We start from the raw sequence: 20,385 nt of genomic DNA, 5'->3' as shown, positions 1-20,385 counted from the left end.
TTGAGTTTCCGTACCGGCGTCGTTTGCGTCGAACTCGGCCCTGTCCGCCGTCACAAGGCCGGAACGGACGCCGGACGCGGAGCCCAGTGGTCCCGGGCCGGTCAGCGGGCGGGCGACACCAGGCCGGCGTCGTAGGCGGCGATGACGAGCTGGACCCGGTCGCGGGCGCCGAGCTTGGCGAGCAGGCTGGCCACATGCGCCTTGGCGGTGCCCGGACTGATGTGCAGGTGGGCCGCGATCTCGGCGTTGGACAGGCCGCGCCCCACCAGGGTCAGCACCTCGCGTTCGCGCCCGGTCACACCGCCGAGGTCCCGCGACCCGGGAGTGGAGGGGGGCCGGGCGGCGAACTCCTCGATGAGGCGGCGGGTGACGCCGGGCGCGATCAGGGCGTCTCCGGCCGCGACCACGCGGACGGCCGCCAGGATGTCCTCCAGCGCCATGTCCTTGACCAGGAAGCCGCTGGCCCCGGCCCGCAGGGCGGCGTAGACGTTGTCGTCGTCGTCGAAGGTGGTCAGGATGACGACCCGGGGGGCCGGCCCGCCGGTTGTGATCAGCTGGGTGGCCTCGATGCCGTCCATGCCCGGCATGCGGATGTCCATCAGCACCACGTCGGGGCGCAGCTCCCTGGCCAGCCGCACCGCCTGGGCGCCGGTCCCGGCCTCCCCGACGACGTCCGTGTCCGGCGTCCCGGCGATGACCGTGCGCAGTCCGGCGCGGATGAGCGGCTGGTCGTCGGCCAGCACGACCCGGATCGTCATCGCACTCCCTCGGCACTCGTCATCGCGCCCGGCTCGTGGTCGTCATCGGGCCCGCCGGGGATGGGCAGCCGGGCGGCGACCCGGAACCCGCCGGCGGGCCGTGGCCCGGCGCTGAGGTCGCCGTCCAGCAGCGCGACGCGCTCCCGCATGCCGGCGATGCCGTACCCGCCGCCGCCGGCCGGGGCCGCCGGGGCGGGGCCGGCCCCGCCGTTCACGATCTCGACGCGCAGCTCCTCGTCGCGGAAGTCGATCGACACCGCGCAGCGGGCGACGCCCGCGTGCCGGACCACGTTCGTCACCGCCTCCTGCACGATGCGGAACGCGGACCGGTCGACGGCGGCCGGCAGCGGGCGGCGTTCGCCGCTCCAGCGCACGTCCACGCGGACACCGGCGGCGGCGGTCGTGGCCACGAACGCGTCGAGGTCCGCCAGCCCCGCGGACGGCGCGGGCTCCGCGGGCCGCGGCTCCGGCCGGCGCAGCACGCCGAGCAGGCTCCGCAGCCCTCTCAGGGTCTCGCGGCTGGTGGCCTCGATCGCGTTCAGCGCCTCGCGGGCCTTGGCCGGCTCGGCGTCCATCACCCTGCCGCCCGCGCCGGCCTGGATGGCGATGACGCCGATGCTGTGGGCGACCATGTCGTGCAGCTCACGGGCGATGCGCAGCCGCTCCGCCGTGACCGCCTCGGCGGCGGCGTGCGCGCGCAGCGCCCGGCCGTACTCGCGCCGCTGGCGGATCGAGGTGCCGGCCAGCCAGGCGACCAGGACGCCCAGGGCGAGCACGAGCGTCAGCCCGAGGAAACCCGGCGCGAGGGCGCGGTGGCCGCCGCGCCACAGGTCGAACTGCCACGCCACCTGCTGGACCGCCAGCGCGGCGACCGCGGCGGCGACGCCGGTCCGGCGTGACCGTCCGGCCGTGACCAGGCCGGTCAGGAGGTCGGCGGCCAGGAACACCGGCCAGATCCGTTCGGCCGTCACCCCCACGGCCATCTCGACGGGGATCTCGGCCAGCAGCACCGCGAGCACCGCCGACGGCCGGCGCCGCGCCCCGGCCAGGGGCAGCGCCATGACGACGGCCGCGGCCGCCGCGGCGGGGGCCTCCGGATGGACGTCCTGGTCCTGGGTCAGCAGCGTGACGAACAGCACGAGGGCGAAGACCGCCACCGCACTCCAGGTGAGCGCCGTCCGCGCGCCCGGCGGCAACCGCTGCGTCAGAGGAGGGCGGGGCGGGTCATGGTGCACGCGCTCGATCGTAGCCACCGCCTCCCGGCCGGGCATCGGCCCAGGGGCGTACGCCCGCGGGCCACCTCCGTCGCGCCGGAACGGGCCCGTGGCCCGATGCCGCGGAAAGGCCGCCCACGGCAACGTTGACGACGTGATCGAAGTCAACGGACTGACCAAGCGCTACGGAGGCGTGACGGCCGTGAACGACCTGACGTTCACGGTGCGGCCCGGGCACGTCACCGGGTTCCTCGGCCCGAACGGCGCCGGCAAGAGCACCACGATGCGCATGATCCTCGGCCTGGACCGGCCCACCGCCGGAACCGCCACCATCGGCGGCCGCCCCTTCAGGCGGCAGGGCGCCGGGCTGCGCCACGCCGGGGCGCTGCTGGACGCGGGCGACGTGCACCCGGGGCGCAGCGCCGCCGCGCACCTGTCGGCGCTGGCCCGCGGCAATGGCCTGCCCCGCCGCCGGGTGGCCGAGGTGCTGCGGGAGGTGGGGCTGGAGGACGTGGCGCGCCGCCGCGTCGGCGGGTTCTCCCTCGGCATGCGGCAGCGGCTCGGCATCGCCGCCGCCCTGCTGGGCGACCCGCCCGTGCTGCTGTTCGACGAGCCGGTCAACGGCCTGGACCCCGAAGGCGTGCGCTGGGTACGCAACCTGTTCCGGCGGCTGGCCGCCGAGGGCCGCACGGTCCTCGTCTCCAGCCACCTGATGAGCGAGATGGAGAACACCGCCGACCGCCTCGTCGTCATCGGCCGGGGCGAGCTGATCGCCGAGGAGAGCCTGGCCGGGTTCGCGGCGCGCGGCGCCCGCGACCGCGTCACCGTGCGCACCCCGGACCCCGCCCGGCTCGCCGCCGTACTGACCCGTGCGGGCGCCACCGTCCTGTCGAGCGCGGACGCGCTCACGGTGACGGGGATGGGCGCCGCGCGTGTCGGCGAGCTCGCCCACCGGGACGGGATCGTGCTCCACGAGCTGGCCCCGCGCGCCGCGTCGCTGGAGGAGGCGTTCATGGAGCTGACCGCCGGCCACGCCGAGTACCTCGCCGGTGACCGCCGATGACCTCCGCAACCACCGGCGCGCCGCGTGCCCGCCTCCGTGACCTGCTCGCCTCGGAGTGGATCAAGCTCTGGTCGCTGCGGTCCACCCGCTGGGTCCTCGCGCTCGGCACGCTGGCCGTCATCGGGCTGGCCGCGCAGTCGAGCCTCGAGACGTACGACGCGTGGCCTGCCTTCACCCCGATGGAGAAGGCCATGTTCGACCCGATGACCGAGGCCTTCAGCGGCCTGGCCGGGGTCATGGTGATGATCGGCGCCGGCAGCGTGGGCGCCCTGACGATCGCCGGGGAGTACGCGTCCGGCCTGGTCCGCGGCACGTTCACCGCGGTCCCGGCCCGCCACCGCGTGGTCGTGGCCAAGGTGGCCGTCACGGCGGGCGTCATGCTCGCCACCGGCGCGGTCGCCGTGACGGCCGCGTTCGTCGTCAGCCAGGCCATCCTGTCCGGCCGGGGCGTCGCCGCCGCGCTCGGCGATCCCGGCGTCGCCCGCGTCCTCACCGCGAACGCGCTGCTCGCGCCCGTGTCGGCGCTCGTCGGCATGGGCATCGGCGCGCTGCTGCGGCACACCGCGGCGACCGTCGTCACGGTCTGCGCCGTGCTGGTCGTCCTGCCGATGTTCTTCAAGCCGACCGTGCACCAGTGGGCCAACGACCTGTACGCCCTGTTCCCGTTCTACGTCTGGCGTACCTGCCTGTCCCTGGTGGCGCCCCGCGACAGCCCCGCCCTGCCCACGGTCACGGGCTCGTGGCTCGTCTTCGCGCTGTGGCCACTGGTGGCGGCGGCCGTGACCCTGCTCGTCGTCCACCACCGGGACGTCTGAACGCCCTCCGCCCCTCAACCGATCGTCCTTCCCACGAGATCCTCCGACGAGAGAGAGACCATGCGACAGCACCACGCCGAGGAATTCGCCCGTCGTGCCGGCCGGCCGCGCCTGACGGCGGCCGTCCCCCTGGCGGTGGCGGCCTGCGTCATGACAGCCTGCGTCGTGACCGCCGCCTCACCGGCGGCACCTGCCCTCGCCGCCCCCGTTCCCGTCGCCGCCCCAGCGGCCGGGCCCGTCTCGGCCGTGCGCCTCGAACTGCCCCGGCCGACCGGCCCGTACGCGGTCGGCCGCGACACGCTGCACCTCGTGGACGAGGCCCGCAAGGACCCCTGGGTGCCGCAGGACGGCCCGCGGCAGCTCATGGTGTCGATGTACTACCCCGCCCGGTCCGACGCCGGCCCCTCCGCCCCGTACATGACCGTGGCGGAGGCCGAGTCGCTGCTGCGGCGCAAGGCCCCCGGCGCCACCATCCCGCCCGAGACGGTCAGCGCCACCCGCACCTACGCCCACACCGGCGCGGCCCCCCGGCACGGCAGGTTCCCGCTGGTGGTGCTGTCCCCCGGTCTGGGGCTGCCGCGCGCCAGCCTCACCTTCCTGGCCGAGGAGCTGGCCGGCCGCGGGTACGTCGTCGCGCTGGTCGACCACGCCTACGAGTCCTCCGGCACGACGTTCCCCGACGGGCGTACCCTCACCTGCGCCCCGCTCTGCGACCAGCCCAAGCCGCCCGAGGGCGGGCAGGCGACCATCACGAAGAGCCGCACCCTGGACGTCTCCTTCGTCATCGACGAGCTGACCGGCCGGCGCCCGGCGTGGAAGAAGGCCGCGATGATCGCTCCCAAGCGGATCGGCATGGCCGGGCACTCGCTCGGCGGCGACGCGAGCGCGGCGACCATGGCGGCCGACAAGCGCGTACTGGCCGGGGTGAACCTGGACGGCACCTTCCACCCCGCGATCCCCGCCGGCGCTCTCGGCGGCCGGCCCTTCCTGCTGCTGGGCAGCCAGAACGACCACGTTCCCGGCAAGGACGACACCTGGGACGCGAGCTGGCCCCACATGGACGGCTGGAAGCGCTGGCTCACGGTCGCCCGCACCGACCACACCGCCTTCACCGACCTGGCCCTGCTGCAGCAGGCAGCGGGCATGTCCACGCCCGGCGCCCTGCCCCCGCAGCGCTCCCTGCAGCTCACCCGGGCCTACGTCGGCGCCTTCTTCGACCTGCACCTGAAGGGGAGGAAGCAGCCGCTGCTCGACGGGCCCGCCGGCGCCGATCCGGAGGTCGCCTTCCACACCCCCTGACGGCGCAGGACCTGCGAGAGCCGGCCCGAGCCCGGTCAGCCGGCGTGCTCGGCCGCCCAGGCGCTGAGGCCCTCCTCCGTGAGGACGTGGTCGAGCGCGGTCGCCGCCGCCCCGTGCAGCGCGCCGTCCCCGCCGAGGGCGGCGGCCACCACGGGCGGCGGCTCCGCGCGGCGGAACCGCATCAGCCCGTCGGCCAGAGCCGCCGCGAACTCCTCCTCGGCGGCGGCCCGCAGCGGCTCGGCGAACCCGCCGAGCGTGACGATGCCCGGGTCGAACGCGTTGATCAGCCCGGCGAGGCCCCGCCCGAACCCGCCCGCCGCGCGTCCCACCGCCGACCGCACCTCCGCGTCGTCCTCCGCCCTGACCAGGGCCGCCTGGGCGTAGCTGCGGGGGTCGCGGGGCGGCGGCTCTCCCAGGTAGCGGGCGATGGCCCGGCCGTCGACCGCGAGGTCCCAGCAGCCCAGCGCTCCGCAGGGGCAGCGCAGCGCGGGGTCGCCGAGCGGCAGGTGGCCGAACTCGCCCCCGGCGCCGGTCGCTCCCCGGACCGGCAGGCCGTCCACGACCAGGGTCCCGCCCACGCCGACCTCGATCGTGACGTGCAGCGCCGTGCCCGCCCCGGCGGCGGCGCCGTAACGCGCCTCGGCGGCGCCCGCGAGCGTCGCATCGTTGCCGACCAGCAGCGGCAGGCGCGGTACGGGCGCCAGCGCGGTGAGGTCCACCGCGTCCCAGCCCAGCGTCGCGGACTGCACGACCCCCCCGTCGCGCACGGTCGCGGCGACCGCCACGGCGACGGCACGGACGCGGTCACCGAGCCGGGCGTGGACCCGGCCCACCGCCTCGGCGATCGTGCCGATCACGCGGTCCGGGTCGCGGCTCCCGTGCCTGCCCTCCTCGGCGACGTGCGGCGTGCCGTCGAGCTCCGCGACCGCGCACCGCCAGTCCTCCTGGCGGAGGTCGACGGCGACGACGACCGGGCCGGCCGGGTGCGGGTGGAGCACGGTCGTCGGACGGCCCCGCCCGGAGGCGGCGGCCGGGCTCTCGGAGAGCAGCGCCAGGTCGCGCAGCCGGGCCGTGATCTCGGTGGCGGATCCGGTGGACAGGCCGAGCCGCCGGGCGACGACCGCCCGGGTGACGCCCGGCCCGCGGCGCATCTCGTCCAGCACGGCGAGCGCGCCACGCCACCGGGCGTCCCGCGCTCGTACGGAGGGGGCGCGGACGGGCCGGGCGCGACCTGCGGGGCTTGCCATGGACGGTGGTGCCTCCTTTATCCTCGTTGCACGAGTTTAACGTGAGGAGACCCTGTGCGGCGACGACGACCGAGCCCCGGCCCACTCCGAACAGCATGCCCTGATCGCACCCCACCGGGCCCTGGCACCGCTCCGGCGGACCGATGACCGGCTTCCGGGACGACACAGACCTCCCGGACGAGCAGCGGCTCACCCCCGGGCAACCGCCCACGGGCCGGCCGGACGTGGCCCAGCCGGGCACGGGCCGAGGCGACACGGGCCGAGCGGACACCCGGCGGATCGTGCGGCAGGTCGCGCTGGCGCAGGTGGCGCTCGGATTCACCATCAACAGTCTCGGCGCGTGCCTGGTGCTGCTCGCGCGCGACCTGGACACGCCTGCCGGGGAGCTGGCGTGGCTGTCCTCGTCGTTCGGGGCGGGTCTGCTCGTCGTGGGGGCCGCCGGGCGGTGGGCGCTCAGGTGGGGGCCGCAGCGGGCGCTGCTCGGCGCCGCCCTCGTCGCCGCCGCCGGAGCCGCGCTGCTCGCGACGGCGCCCACCGCCCCGTCGGCGGCGGCCGGGGCGCTGCTGCTCGGGCTGGGGGCGGCGGGCCTGGTGCTGGTCACCCCCGCGCTGCTGAGCGGTCCGGACGCGGCGGCCCGGCTGACCCGCGCCAACGCCGCCGCCAGCGTCAGCGCCCTGCTCGGCCCGCTCGCCATCGGCGCCCTCGACGCCCTCGACGCCCTCGACGCCCTCAGCGGCTCGGGCCTCCCCGGCGGGTCCGGCGGGTTCGCCGTGAACGGCCGGCTCGCGCTGCTGCTGGCCGTACCGCCGCTGCTGTTCCTCGCGGTGGACGCCTGGAGACGTGGACGGCCGCCTCGTGACGCCCCCGGCCCACGACGCGACACCACGGCCGGCGGGCCAGCCGATGAGCCAGCCGGCGGGTCGGCCGGTGCGGAGCATGTCGCGCCGGGGCGGGTGGTGAAGGCGTGGGCGGTGATCGTGGTGGCCGTGTCCATGGAGTTCTGCTTCACGATCTGGGGCACGGCCCGGCTGCAGGTCACCGGACTGGCCCCGGGGACCGCCGCCGCGGCGGCCACCGCCTTCCTGGTGGGGATGGCCGCCGGTCGGCTGGTGGCGCCGCGGCTGCTCGCCCGCGACCTGCCCGTCGTCCCCCTGGGGTGCGGCCTCACGGCCGCCGGGACCCTCGCGGTCTCCCTCACCGACGCGCCCCTGCCGGTCGCGGCGGGGCTCCTGGTGGCCGGCCTGGGCATCGCGCCGTTCTACCCGGTGACGCTGGCGCGGCTGGTCCAGGTGCCGGGGCTCACGGTGGCGCGGTCGTCGGCGTACGGGGCGCTGGCCTCCGGCACGGCGATCCTGGCCGCCCCCGCGGTGCTCGCCGCGCTGGGGACCGCGCTCGACCTGCGGGCGGCGTATCTGGTGACCGTGCTGCCCCTGGCGGCCGTGCTGGCCGCGGCCACCCTTCCCGCCGCGCGCGCCCGCCGGTGAGGGCGAACAGGAAGACGGCACGGTCCCGGTGATGGCCCGCCTCCGTCGCTCCCACGCTCTGGCTCGCGAGAGCACAACATGCCGGCGTGGCCGCCACCGGCACCCTGCCCCGCTTCGCCGCGCCGGGGCGGATGTACGGGCGCGCGCGTTGACATCCGGCTGTCCCTGTCTGAATGTGGGAAGCCCCCCGTGCGTCGCCGAGCCGACGGAGGTCTGACCATGCCCGCGTCCGGAGCCTTCACCTGGGAGCCGAGCGAGCGCTGGGTGCGCGGCGTCCGCGACGACGTCCTGGTCGTCGACAGCCGCGCTCCCGTGCTCGTCTGGGAGCCGGGCCGGCCGACGCCCCGCTACGCCTTCCCGGCCGGTGACGTGCGCACCGACCTGCTGCGCGCCGCCGGCGAACCGCCGGACGGCGCGCGCACCTTCTACGACCTCGCAATCGGGGACGCCCTCGTGCGCAACGCCGCCTGGCGTTATCCGGAGCTGCCCGGCCACATCGCCTTCGCGTGGTTCGGGCATCCGGAGGTGGTGCTCGACCACTGGTACGAGGAGGACGAGGAGATCTTCGTGCACCCGCGGGACCCGTACAGGCGGGTGGACCCGATTCCCAGCTCCCGGCACGTCGTGGTCGAGATCGGCGGGCGGGTGGTCGCGGAGACGCGCAGCCCGGTGCTGCTGTTCGAGACCGGACTGGTGACCCGGTACTACATCCCGCCCGGCGACGTGCGGTTCGATCTGCTGGAGGCGTCGGCGACGCGGACGCGGTGCCCGTACAAGGGGCTGGCCTCCTACTGGTCGCTCAAGGGCGGGGGCGCGCCGCCCGACATCGCCTGGGCCTACCCCGACCCCGTACCCGCGGCCTCGCCGATCCGGGGGTACGTGGCCTTCTACAACGAGGCCGTGGACATCGTCGTCGACGGCGTCAGGCAGGACCGCCCGGTCACCCCGTTCAGCGAGGGACTGAAGCGCTGACCACGACCGCGCCCGCCCGGCTGGCGGCCGACGGGCCGGGCGAACGTGGTCAGGTCGGGACGGTCGCAGGTAGCGTCGAGCACGCCTGCGGATGGGCCGGCCCCAGCAGCGCCCAACCATTCTGTCCGGTCGGTAGTCGAAGGACGATGAGGTCTGCACAGACGGGACAGGGGGCAGGAAGTGTTGCGCATCCACTTCACCAGCGAGGACTTGCGGCGTATTACCTTGGCCGAGGACACGGACCCGTTGTGGGACGTGTTACTGAGCCTCCATGTGCTGCAGGAAGGCAGGGAGCTGACTTATGGCGAGTGGTGGCGGCGGACGCGGCAGGTGAAAGTCGCCGATATGCGCCTGCTGCTGTCGTTGACGCCGCCTCAAGGATATTCACCGGACCTCCTGACCCCGGGGCGCGGGGACGGCCCGCTGGAGGAGCAACTGGATTGGCTGCTGTCCACCCCCACACCACGGTTCCGCGAAGAGCTGAGCTATTTCAATGACAAGCAACCGAACTCCGCGTCGATCAGGGCGCTGCTGGACGGAGGAGCTCCGATGCTCCACCGGTTGGGCAAGGCCATCACCGAGTACCACCATGCCGGAATAGCCCCGTACAAACGCATGCTGCGCCCGCACCTGCAGGCCGACCACGCCCGGCGGCTGCAGGCGCTCGCCGACGGCGGCGTCGATCGCCTGCTGAGCGAGCTTCATCCGGACGTGGTGTGGGAGCCACCGGTCCTCTGCGTGCTCGACTATGTGGAGCACGACGTGCACCTGGAGGGGCGCGGGATCGTTCTCCTGCCGTCGGCGTTCTGCCGCCGCCACCCGATCACGTTGCGGGACACCGATCTGCCGCCTCTGCTGTGCTTTCCCGTACAGCCGCCCGTCGGCTGGCTCCCGCGCGTGCGAGCGGACGACGCGCCGGACCACGAACCGGTCGTGGCTCTGCTCGGGCGGACCCGCGCGTACGTCCTGGAGCAGGTCGCCCGGCCCATGACCACGACGGAGCTGGCCCAGCGCCTGGACATCTCGCTGGCCATGGCGAGCCGGCACGCGGCAGTGTTGCGCAATGCCGGCCTCGTCGACTCCAGGCGTGACGGCAACACCGTCTTCCACCACATCACCGCTCTCGGCAGGGCGTTGCTCAACGGCCGGTCGTTCTCCTGAGAGGACGGTCCCGCCCGCGCGGGCGGGACCGTCCTCTATCGTGCCGGGGCGTAACCGGCCGGCCTGGTGGTGAACGTGCCGCGGCCCTGTGTACGGCTACGCAGCCGGGTCGCGTACCCGAACACCTCGGCCAGCGGGACCACGGCGGTGATCACCACCGTGCCGGCCCGCGCCGACGATCCCGAGATCCGGCCGCGCCGGGCCGCCAGGTCGCCCAGCACGCCGCCTGCCGTATCGTCGGGCACGGTGACCGTGACCTCCACCACCGGCTCGAGCAGCTCCACCGCGCAGGCCCGTAGCGCCTCGCGCAGCGCGAGCCGCCCGGCTGTGCGGAACGCCAGGTCCGACGAGTCCTTCGGATGAGTGGCCCCGTCGGTCAGCGTGACCCGCAGGCCGGTCACCGGGTGGCCGCCGAGCGGTCCGTCAGCCAGGGCGTCCCGGCAACCGGCCTCCACCGCCCGCACGTACTCGCGCGGCACCCGGCCGCCGACCACGGTCGAGCGGAACTCGAAGCCCTCACTGCCCGGCTCGCCGTCCAGCGGCTCCACGTCCAGCACGACGTGGGCGAACTGCCCCGCGCCGCCGTCCTGCTTGACGTGCCGGTACAGCAGCCCGGCCACGCCGAGCGTCACCGTCTCCCGCAGCGCCACCTGCGGGCGTCCCACGGCGACGTCCAGCCCGTGGTCGCGCCGGAGCTTCTCCGCCGCGACCTCCAGGTGCAGCTCGCCCATCCCGGACAGCAGCGTCTGCCCGGTCTCGGCGTCCGTACGGACCGCCAGCGACGGATCCTCCTCGGCCAGCCGCGCCAGCGCCGAGGCCAGCCGGTCGGCGTCCACGCTCCGGCGGGCCTCGATCGCCACGGACACCACCGGGTCCGCCGTGCTCGGAGGTTCGAGCACCAGCGGAGCCTCGGGCGCGCACAGGGTGCTCCCGGTGCGGGCCGACTTCAGCCCGACCACCGCGACAATGTCCCCGGCCACCGCCCGGTCCACCTCGGTGTGCCGGTCGGCCTGCACCCGCAGGATGCGGCTGACGCGTTCGGTGCGGCCTGTGCCGGCGTCCAGCACCACGTCCCCCTTCCGCATCGTTCCCGAGTAGACCCGCAGGTACGTCAGCCGCCCGGTGGCGGTCGAGCTGACCTTGAACGCCAGCGCGGCCAGCGGCGCCTCCGGGTCGGCGGCCCGTTCCGCGCCGTCCACGCCGCGCACCGCGGGCACGTCCAGCGGCGACGGCAGGTACGCCACCACGGCGTCGAGCAGCGGCTCGATCCCGCGGTTGCGGTACGCCGACCCGCACAGCACCACCAGGCCCGCACCGCTCGCGGTCAGGTCGCGCAGCGCGGCGGCCAGCGTCCGGTCGGAGATCGACGGCAGCGCGCAGAACTCCTCCAGCGCGTCCGCGTGCAGCTCCGCCACCGACTCCTCGAGCAGCCTGCGCCGCCGCCGAGCCTCGTCCAGCAGGTCCTCCGGCACCGGTCCTTCCTGGCACGCGTCGCACTCCCAGACGAGCGCGCGCATCCTGACCAGGTCGACGACACCGGCGAAGCGGTCCTCCTGCCCGATCGGCAGCTGCACCACCAGCGGGGCCCGGTGCAGCCGGCGGCGGATCGACTCGACCGCGGCGTCCAGGTCGGCGCCGGCCCGGTCCAGCTTGTTGACGAACGCGACGCGCGGCACGCCGTACCGGTCGGCCCGGCGCCACACCGACTCACTCTGCGGCTCGACGCCCGCGACGGCGTCGAACACCGCGATCGCGCCGTCGAGCACCCGCAGCGAGCGCTCCACCTCGTCGGAGAAGTCGACGTGGCCGGGGGTGTCGATCAGGTTGACGCGGTGCCCGTCCCAGACACAGCTCACCGCGGCGGCGAAGATCGTGATGCCGCGGTCACGTTCCTGGGAGTCGAAGTCGGTGACGGTCGTGCCGTCGTGCACCTCGCCGCGCTTGTACGTGGCGCCGGCCAGGTACAGCATCCGCTCGGTGACGGTGGTCTTGCCGGCGTCGACGTGGGCGAGGATGCCGAGATTGCGTACGACGGCCGGCAGGTCGGCCTGTTCTTGTTTCGAGAGGTGAGCACGCACAGCCCATGACCTTTCGGTCCGGAAAAGAAGGGGACAGCGCGATTTCCCGGACGAGCCAGCCTCGGGTGGCGGGTCAGGTACTCGTCAGGGCGTCGTCCAGTGGCGGCCGCGCAGCCGGCACCGGGGCGACGGAGACACCAGGATCACCTCGTGGCGCGACGGGGGGACGACGGCAGCGGTGCTGTGGCGCACGGCCGTTCTCCTTCCCCTCGTCGATGATCAGTGGCGAGTGTAGCGAAGGGCAAGAGAGCGAAGAAAGCGATTTGTTTCGGCCGTGCGCGAGGTTCACCACGCGGCCGCCTCACTGCCCCGGTGAGAGACACAGCCGTCATTTCGGCATGTCGGCACAGGCGCGAGACGCTTTCATGGAAGGACGCGCCCATGACGATCATCGTGGACACCGGGCGGTACACGGTCGGCATGGCCACCAGCGCCGCCGACGTGCAGGCCGCCCAGCGGCTCCGCCACGAGGTCTTCGCCGGGGAGATGGGGGCGCGGCTCGACAGCCCGGTCTCCGGCCTCGACGTGGACCGGTTCGACACCTCCAGCGACCACCTCCTCGTACGCGATGGACGCGGGCGCCCCGGTACGCCCGGCCGTGCTCCGCTACCGCGAAGGGACGGCGACCTCCACCCGCGCCTGCTACGTCGGGGACGACTCGCTGCTCGCCTCCATCGTCCGGGTGGCCGCGACCCGGGACCTGACCGTGGAGGTCACACTCTTCGCCCCCGTACGGCCAGCCGCACCCACCAGCAGACGGCTGGAAGCCCGCAGGGCCCTGGCGCGACTGGCCGAAAACCGGGTACGCGCCAATGTGCGGGAACTGCACGATCACAAGTAGCAGGCGGAACGGGCCTCCGCCCGCGATCCGCGCACAGAGGCAAGACCTCACCAGTAATCACTGCCGATGGCCTGTCGTCGGTCCCGCCGTGAGCCCGTCCGGCAGGCACCATGCTCTGCGCTCTGCCCGGCCGAGGCGGTCCAGCAAGGACCGCCTCGGCCGGGCAGAGCTATGGCGCTATTCAGAGCGGCCTCTCTTTAGTCGGCCAACCTCTTCCGTGCGATCACGATTGCCCAGGTGGCGAATGAGACGGAGACATCTCCTTTGTGAGGATTTACGCTGATCATCGCGTCGTCCCAAGATCCATCGTCCGGAACCGAGATGGCGAGGATCGCCTCGTTTCGGCGCCATGCCGTGTCTCGGAATTCGATGACATGCTCCCCGGCCACGACGTCCTGGAAATCAATGACTTCGATGTCCCTCCCGGCGAAGTGTTCTTTCAAGTCCTCTACCCCATATCGTCGAGGAATCCCGAGAAATTGCTGTTCATCGAGAACCTAGCGCCTATTCCCTCTGTTGGGACACGGACATCAATCGTGTCTTGCCAGACCCCTCCGATTCTCCCCCAACCCTGCTCGATGACAGACTCGGGATGAGTCAGGATGTCGTCCAGCATATTCGCCCCTAGTGTGTTCCAGGCCTGAGGGTTCTGCGTGCCACTGGGTTTCGGCCATTGGCCATTATTCGTGATCCTGTACGCATGTTTTTGGAGCGCGCGCCCGGCCATCTGCAGCTTCGCTTTTTTGTCCGAGGGGTCGATATTCCTCCCCGTTGCGGAAGCCCGCTCCAGATCCAGTTCCGGACAGTTGTGCACCAAGACCGGCGCGGCACCGACCTTTGCGTAGAACGTGTGAGTGTCGGCGACGGTGAGGTCGTAGACCGTGGGGTGGTTGCGCTGCTTCGTGGAGCTGACAACCTGGACGGTGGTGCCGTTTGGGGTACGGAGGTGGTCGGTGCTTGTCAGGTGGTCGGCGCGGACCCACTGGTGGTCCTTGGCGTCCCAGAACAGGTGGTGTTCGGTGGCGAGGATGACGCCGGTCTCGTCGCCCTTCTTGCCGTCGGTGTCGACGGTGATCTGGATGAGGTTGAGGTAGCCGACGCCCGAGAAGGCGGCGACGACGAGCTTCGGCCCCGTCTTACCCGTGAGGGGGTCCGTCGCGAGGACCTTCTCTCCTGGCTTGATCTTCTCGATGGCCTTGTACGTGCCGTCGGCGAGCTGGACCTTGGTCCCCGCGACGAAGCTGTTGCAGCCTGGCCGTGGTCCGGATCCGGCACGGGGTCTGCCGGCCGCTTTGGCCGCGGTTCCTTCGGCCCCGGCTGCGTCTTCGGCGGCGCCGCCCATCTTGCCCAGCGCGGATCTCGCCTTGCCGGCCGCCTTGGCTATCGCACCCGTGACGGCCTTGCCTGCTGCCGTGCTCGCGACCTTGCCCAGTGCCGCCGATGCCGCCTTGCCGAGGAAGCCTCCGGCTGCGCCGGTTACGGCTCCTACCGCCGCAGCCTGGAAGGCGCCGCCCAGGCTCCACTGGTCACGTGGGGTGGAGACCAGGTAGCCCGCGAGGTTGCCGGCGGCTCCGCCGGCTGCCGCACAGCCGATGCTTCCCGCCCCGGCCGTCGCCGCCTCGCAGCCGATCGTGACGACGATCGTGACGGTGACGTTGACGATGGTGGCCTTGTGCTGGTTCCAGAAGTGCCCGGCCTTGCAGCCGAAGTCCCAGGTGCCGCAGTGCCGTGAGCCGCCGCCACCGCCCGATCCGGAAGACCCGGAGCGGCCGGGGTGGTTGGGATGAGGCCAGCTGCCGTCGCTGCCGGCGCCAGGGTCCATCGAGCCCTTGTGGTGACGGCCGTCGGTACCGGTCCAGGGGCCGTCCGGTTGCAGGCCCGAGGGGTCGGACTTGGTGACCGGGTTGTTGTCGGCGTAGGCGTAGCCGTTCCAGCTCTGCGGGTCGGTAGTGTCGAAGACCGGGTCGACGGAGATGAAGCGGCCGGTTTCGGCGTCGTACTCGCGGGCCCCGAGGTGGGTCAGGGACGTCGCCTCGTCGATGGTGCCGCCGACGAAGCCCTTCTGGCCGGGCCAGGACGACGGCGGTGAGCCGCGGAGCTGGCCGAACGGGGTGAAGTACCGGCGTAACGGGGTCTGGGTGTCGTCGTCGCTGACCGAGGCGTCGGTGGTGCCGTGGTTGTCGGAGGCGAGCCAGGTGACGCCCTTGCTGGTGCGGGCGGCGACGATCTGACCGCCGTGGGAGTAGTAGCGGGTCGCCGTCTTGGCGCCGGTCTTGGTGTCGAGCCGGACCTCCATCCCGGCGACGTACAGGGTGGTGGACGTCGGGTCCCGGCGGATCAGCCGCTCGCCGTTGGCGTCGTAGAGGAAGGTGCTGACGCCGGACGGGTCGGTGGACTTGGCGAGGTGCCCCTCGACGTCCCACTCCAGCGCTCGGCCGGAGCCGCGCTCGGTGGTGTTGCCGGCGGCGTCGTAGCCATAGCTGTCGATCTGCCCGTCGCGGGTGCCGCCCTTGTACTCGACCGAGGTCAGCGTGTGCGGCTGCGGCTTGCCGGGCCCCGCGTAGGCGAAGGTCTTGGTGACGTCACCCGACGCCTGGTGGTCGATCTCCTTCGTGCGGTTGCCGACGATGTCGTACGAGAAGGACTGCCAATACGGTGCCGGTCCGCCGACGACGCTCTGTGAGGGGTCCGAGGCGCAGTCGTCGGTGGCCGTCCATGCTTCGGTCAGGCGCTGCAGATGGTCCTGGCGGAAGCACTGCACGTCAGGCGTCTGGCCGGCCGGCTTGTCCGCGATCTTGGTGATGTTCCCGGACTGGTCGTAGGTGTAGTTGGCGTCCGCGACCGAGATCGGCGACGTCTCGCGCTCGTACAGGGAGCGGGTGAGCCGGCCGGTGCCCTCCTCGTAGAAGTTGGTCTCCTTCACCCGCTTGCCGCCGGTCGACATCATCATGTCGAGCGTCTGGCCGAGCTTGGAGTACGTGGTGGAGGTGACGTAGCTGGTCAGTCCCCGGGTGGTGGTGGGGTTGCCGAGCTCGTCGTAGTCGTGGAGGAGCGTCTCCTTCGGCAGACCGCCGGCCGCGGGGAGCACGGCGCGGTGGACGGTGCCGTCGAGGTTGTAGTCGGTGCTGGTCTCGTAGGTGCCGGTCAGCCCTCCCTCGGCGGCCGGGATGGTGGTCTTGGCGCCGAGGGTCCGGTAGGCGTCGTCGAAGCCGGTGACCGCCGTGGTGTAGGCGTCCATCGCCCCGGTGGTGGCGTTCTTGACGTACCGGGTCGAGGCAGTCGGCTGGCCGTTCACGACGGTGCCGTCGGACAGCTTGTCGTAGGTCCACTCGGCGAGCTTGGTGCCGGCGGCCGAGGTGCCCTCGTACTCGGCGCTCTTGCGGCCGAGCGCGTCGTAGGTGAAGAAGATGCTCTTGCCGCGCGCGTCGGTGGTCGTCAGCAGGCGGTCGGTCTTGTCGTCGTAGGTGAGCTTCGCGGTGCCCTTGTCGGGGTCGTCGAGCTGGGAGAGCCGGCCGCGCAGGTCGTAGTGGTACGTCCAGGTGGTGCCCGCCGCGTCCTTGATCGTCGCAGGCTGCCCGGTCGGTGTGTAGGTGTAGGTGACGGCGTCGTAGTCGCCGGTCGGGCCGTCGCCCTTGTACTGCCGGAGCTCGACCAGCCGGCCGTCGGCATCGATGATCTTCGTGATGGGCGTGGATCCGGCGGGCGGGTCGACGCTGACGCGGTCGCCGCCGTAGGTCGTGGTGGTGCGCCACTGCTCGCTGCCGCGCTTGCGGAAGATCTGCGCGGTGGGCCACTCCATGCCGTTGTAGACCGTGACGTTCTGGCCCGGGACGTCGTCGTCGCTGGCCGGGGTCCAGAGCGTGCTGCCCGGGTCGCCTTCGGCGTAGTAGTCGTCGTTGGTCTTGTAGACCAGGCCACGCGTGTCGTAGAGGGTGTCGTCCACGACCCGGCCGCCGCCCGGCGCGGGCTGCTGGGTCTGGCGGGGGCGCAGCATGCCGTCGTAGAGGGCGTAGCCGGTGGTGTAGTGGACGCCGTCGTTGCGAAGCGTCGCGGTGGACACCGTGGTCGAGCCGCCGGTGCGGATCTGGTAGCCGAACTTCATGTTCGGGGCGGACGGGTACGTCGACTTGGCGTGTCCCGGCAGCCAGACTCCGGTGAGCCTGCCGAGAGGGTCGTAGGTCAGGTCGGTGCGCTTCTGGTTGACGTCGATGGTGGCCGTCGGGACGCCCCACGCCGGCTCCACCTCGGTCCTGGTGACGTGGCCCGCCGCGTTGGTGACCTCGGTGCCGGTGACGGGGCCGGTCGCCGGGGTGTACTTGGTGGTGGTCCTGCCGCCCGAGGCGTCGGTGACGACCTGCGGCCTGCCGTACACGTCGAAGGTGGTGCTGCCGACGGTGACGTACCGCGGGCCACCGCTCCACGATCCGAGCTTCTCGGTCTTGCTGACGTCGCCCCTGGTGGGCGCGGCGCCGTAGGCCTGGTTGTCGTAGTACTTGCGCACGTCGGAGGCCACGTCGTCCGGCCGGTCAGGCGTGACGGCGCAGGCCTTGGTGACCGTCTCGACGCGCGAGACGTACGAGATCATCCACTTGGCGGCGTTGCGGGCGTACTCGGTGCGGGTGCACTGGTCGTCGCTCGCGGTCGACTCGTCGCCGAGGTCGTCGACCTGGGTGGGCAGGCCGTCGGCGTTGTAGTCGGTGTCGGTGGTGGTGTACCGCCAGCCGCCGGACGCCAACGCCGTGCGGGTGCGCACCTTGTCGACCTCGACCAGGTGCGCGGTGGTCGTGGCCCACGAGCGCGCGCGCTTGGCGGTCTGCCTGGTCCAGTAGCCGGTGATGGTGCCGCTCATGGCGGGTCCGCCGGGCCCGTCGTAGTGGACCTCCTCGCGGACGCGTCCCTGCAGGGGCTCGGCGTCGGGCACCGCCGCACCCTCGGAGTCGGTGACCTGGACATCCTTCGTACCGCCGCCGGACTTCTCGTCCCCGTCCATGCCGCGGAAGTAGGTGTACTCCGCCTGCGAGCGCTGCTCGGGGGCCTCGCCGTGGACGACCCGCACCTTGCCGTAGCCGCGCCACTGCGACCAGGTCTTGTACTTCTCCTTGGTCAGTCCGTCGTCGTCATCGTGGTGCCAGGCGCCGCCGCCGAGGTACTCGTAGCCGGTCACCTCGTCGGGCGCGCCGCCCGTGCGGTCGATGGCGCGCACCTGGGTGACGACGTATTTGTGGAACCAGTCCAGCTTCGGGCTGGTCGCCCCCTCCGGTGACCAGTACTGGGGGTAGCAGCGGCGGGTGTTGGAGTCGGGTTCGGGCGTGTCGCCGGCCTTGCAGTCCGGGTCGGAGTAGGCGATGGACAGGGAGCCGCCGGTCTCGTTGTCGATGGCGGAGATGCGCCACTTGGTGAGCGGCGGCCGCCCCTCCAGGGAGTCCACGCGGTTGGGCTTCTGGACGCCCGCGAAGTGCACCGACGGCAGCGACGCCGTACCGTTCACGTTGCCCTTGTGCTGGATGCCTTCGAGCCAGACCGTCGCGGCCGTCCCGTCGCCCGGGTCACGCATCTTCTGCTGAAGCGTCCAGGTGTCGACGTCCTTGTATGCGCTGCCCGACGCCAGGACCTGGGTGGTCACGGAGGCGAGCCGCTTGCGGGTCCAGAACGTCGGCGAGTACTTGTCGATGCACTTCTCGCCGGAGTCGCAGTTCTGGTCGTAGGGGACGTCGGGCCAGTACTTGGCGTTGTCCTTGGTGAACTTGGTCTCCGCGCAGTCGAAGGTCGAGGTCGGGTCGCAGCGTTCGGTGGTTGCGAACACGATCCGCGCGGGTGCGGAGGAGGAGAAGATCGCCTCGGAGCGCTGGCCGTAGTCGATGCGCTTGAGGTAGCCGCCACGGTCGTACACCGTGGGGGTGCCGTTCGGGACGCCGTCGGTGAGGGTGGTGACGTCGCGGCGGTAGTAGTTGGTCTCCTTGCCGTACCAGAACGTGCTGACCGTGCCGTGCGGGTCCACGACGTAGTCCAGGTTCCACCGCCACGCCTGCTGACACCAGGAGTCGGAGAAGGTGTCCTTGTGGCAGGGCTCGCCGGAGTCGTTGCCGAAGACCGGGACGGTCCACGTGGAGTCGGTCTCCGCCTTGCCGCTCGCCCAGCCGGGCAGGTGGTTCTGGCCGAAGAAGTACTGGGTGCCGTCGGGAGTGGTGACCCTCCAGTACTCGCCGTCGTTGTCGCCGTTGTCAGCGCCGGACAGCTTCTCGACCCTGGTGCCGTCGTCGTCCTTGGGCTGCCAGGTACCGGTGGCGTCGTCCAGGACCAGCTCGGTGGCCTGCCCGTTGAGGGACATGGTGGCGTTGCTGTAGCGCCAGCACTGGTCGTTGCGCTTGGGTGTGACGCCGTCGTCGGCGCACTGCTTGTAGCGGCGCTCGATGAAGCCGGGCCAGTAGTCGAAGCCCTCGCCGATCCAGGAGGCCTGGTTGTTGGTGGCGACCGTACGGCCGTCGATGCCGCCGGACGAGTAGACGAAGGCGACGTTGGGGGTGGGGCCGCCCGGGGTCGGTGGCAGGCGCAGCGGATACGACCAGGAGAAGGCGCCGCTCTGGTTGCTCACGTTCCAGGTGGCCGAGGGCGACAGGGAGGTCGCCTCGTAGCTGCCCGCCGAGCCCGACGGCCCCGCCTCGGCCGCCAGGGTGGTCGCGCCGGCGGCCAGGTCGACGTCGGCAACCAGGCGCCCGGTCTTCACGTCGTTGCTGGTGGGCAACCACGTCCGGGCCTGGCACTGCGGCAGGTCGGGCGTGGTGGCCGCGCACGCGGGGAGCCGGACCAGGCGCAGACGGGACGCCCAGTCGCCGCCGTAGGCGTACCGGAAGCCCGAATAGTCCACCTCGACCGCCGCGCGGTGTGACGCGCCACCCGGCGTGCCCTGGGGCGTCAGCTGGATGCCGAGCCCCGTGATCCGTGACCGGTCGGCCGTCCGGGCGTCCAGCACCCGGACCTGGACGTTCGGTACCACCGGCGCACTGGCCGAAGGTGTCACCGGCGCCTGCGACGGCTTCACCGTCCCGTTCCCGGAGGTGGCCGCCTTGCCCGAGGCGGACGACGGCGGGCCGACCCAGACGGGCAGGTCTCCCGCCTGTACCTTCGGCGCCCGTCCCGCCACGGACTTGTCGCCGGTGGAGCCGGCCTGCGCCGGCCGCGCCACCGCCGTACCCGGATGTGGCCAGGTCACGGCGGGGGCGCCCTTGAGGTCGAACGCCGCCCCCGGATCCGGCGGGGCGGGACGGGCCTTGCGCTGATGACCGGGTACAGGATGCTGGTCCTGTGCCTGGTGCCACGCCGGGTCGCCGGAGGCCTGGGCCTCCGGCAACGGGACGGCCAGCGTGGCGGGCACCACGACCGCCAGCAGTCCGGCGATCCGAACCCAGCCTCGCCAGGAAGCGAGCACGACTTACCTCCGGATGAACGTCGGTGC

General features: G+C 72.7%; 13 protein-coding genes and 1 pseudogene. 8 read left to right on the top strand and 6 right to left on the bottom strand.

All coding sequences use genetic code 11. The annotated features are described in order from the left end of the window. Positions 1-101: 101 nt before the first annotated feature. Complete coding sequence (locus AB0H64_RS36905) at positions 102-758, bottom strand: response regulator transcription factor (RefSeq protein WP_357634191.1); 657 nt, start codon at positions 756-758, stop codon at positions 102-104. Further along, positions 755-1,993: a histidine kinase gene (locus AB0H64_RS36900; RefSeq protein WP_357634188.1), complete on the bottom strand. Its 1,239-nt coding sequence runs from the start codon at positions 1,991-1,993 to the stop codon at positions 755-757. The genes AB0H64_RS36905 and AB0H64_RS36900 overlap by 4 nt, the downstream gene beginning before the upstream one ends. Positions 1,994-2,126: 133 nt before the next feature. On the opposite strand from AB0H64_RS36900, the gene AB0H64_RS36895 reads away from it, so the two are divergent. The 3 genes from AB0H64_RS36895 to AB0H64_RS36885 are packed head-to-tail and all read left to right on the top strand — an operon-like array spanning position 2,127 to position 5,149. Further along, complete coding sequence (locus AB0H64_RS36895; RefSeq protein ID WP_357634186.1) at positions 2,127-3,035, top strand: ATP-binding cassette domain-containing protein; 909 nt, start codon at positions 2,127-2,129, stop codon at positions 3,033-3,035. Then, on the top strand, positions 3,032-3,850 hold the full coding sequence (locus AB0H64_RS36890; protein WP_357634184.1) for a hypothetical protein: 819 nt from the start codon (positions 3,032-3,034) through the stop codon (positions 3,848-3,850). Before AB0H64_RS36895 ends, AB0H64_RS36890 begins: the two co-directional genes overlap by 4 nt. Positions 3,851-3,910: 60 nt before the next feature. Further along, on the top strand, positions 3,911-5,149 hold the full coding sequence (locus AB0H64_RS36885) for an alpha/beta hydrolase (RefSeq protein WP_357634181.1): 1,239 nt from the start codon (positions 3,911-3,913) through the stop codon (positions 5,147-5,149). 35 nt (positions 5,150-5,184) lie between these two features. Here the strand turns inward: AB0H64_RS36885 and AB0H64_RS36880 are convergent, their stop codons facing one another. Next, positions 5,185-6,396, bottom strand: a complete 1,212-nt coding sequence (locus AB0H64_RS36880) for an ROK family transcriptional regulator (RefSeq protein WP_357634178.1) — start codon at positions 6,394-6,396, stop codon at positions 5,185-5,187. A 143-nt stretch (positions 6,397-6,539) separates the two neighbouring features. Here AB0H64_RS36880 and AB0H64_RS36875 point away from each other — a divergent pair, with 143 nt between their 5' ends. The 3 genes from AB0H64_RS36875 to AB0H64_RS36865 all read left to right on the top strand — a co-directional run bounded on the left by AB0H64_RS36875 (position 6,540) and on the right by AB0H64_RS36865 (position 10,013). Further along, entirely contained in the window at positions 6,540-7,880 is a 1,341-nt protein-coding gene (locus tag AB0H64_RS36875) for a hypothetical protein (RefSeq protein ID WP_357634175.1), read from the top strand. Between the two features lie 219 nt (positions 7,881-8,099). Next, positions 8,100-8,852: a DUF427 domain-containing protein gene (locus tag AB0H64_RS36870; RefSeq protein ID WP_357634172.1), complete on the top strand. Its 753-nt coding sequence runs from the start codon at positions 8,100-8,102 to the stop codon at positions 8,850-8,852. Positions 8,853-9,032: 180 nt separating this feature from the next. After that, positions 9,033-10,013 carry a helix-turn-helix domain-containing protein gene (locus AB0H64_RS36865; protein WP_357634169.1) on the top strand — a complete coding sequence of 327 codons (981 nt, stop codon included), beginning with the start codon at positions 9,033-9,035 and terminating at the stop codon, positions 10,011-10,013. Between the two features lie 35 nt (positions 10,014-10,048). Here the strand turns inward: AB0H64_RS36865 and fusA are convergent, their stop codons facing one another. After that, a complete protein-coding gene (gene fusA / locus AB0H64_RS36860) occupies positions 10,049-12,091 on the bottom strand; it encodes an elongation factor G (RefSeq protein WP_357634166.1) in 2,043 nt (680 codons plus the stop codon). Between the two features lie 381 nt (positions 12,092-12,472). Here fusA and AB0H64_RS36855 point away from each other — a divergent pair. Both AB0H64_RS36855 and AB0H64_RS36850 read left to right on the top strand, forming a co-directional pair. After that, positions 12,473-12,613, top strand: a pseudogene (locus AB0H64_RS36855) (hypothetical protein); the annotation flags it as partial. Between the two features lie 46 nt (positions 12,614-12,659). Beyond that, positions 12,660-12,932, top strand: a complete 273-nt coding sequence (locus AB0H64_RS36850) for a hypothetical protein (RefSeq protein ID WP_357634245.1) — start codon at positions 12,660-12,662, stop codon at positions 12,930-12,932. A 197-nt stretch (positions 12,933-13,129) separates the two neighbouring features. Here AB0H64_RS36850 and AB0H64_RS36845 read toward each other — a convergent pair whose 3' ends face one another. Together AB0H64_RS36845 and AB0H64_RS36840 are read right to left on the bottom strand one after the other, a co-directional pair. Then, entirely contained in the window at positions 13,130-13,375 is a 246-nt protein-coding gene (locus AB0H64_RS36845; RefSeq protein ID WP_357634163.1) for a hypothetical protein, read from the bottom strand. A gap of 5 nt (positions 13,376-13,380) precedes the next feature. Next, the gene (locus AB0H64_RS36840) at positions 13,381-20,358 is read right to left on the bottom strand and encodes a polymorphic toxin-type HINT domain-containing protein (RefSeq protein WP_357634160.1); all 6,978 of its coding nucleotides are present in this window, start codon (positions 20,356-20,358) and stop codon (positions 13,381-13,383) included. Positions 20,359-20,385: the final 27 nt, after the last annotated feature.

It is taken from the genome of Nonomuraea sp. NPDC050733, assembly GCF_040654215.1.
In the GTDB taxonomy this organism is placed as follows: Bacteria; Actinomycetota; Actinomycetes; order Streptosporangiales; family Streptosporangiaceae; genus Nonomuraea.
Note: the sequence above shows the minus strand (reverse complement) of the source record. Positions and strands in the feature narration are given on the sequence as shown.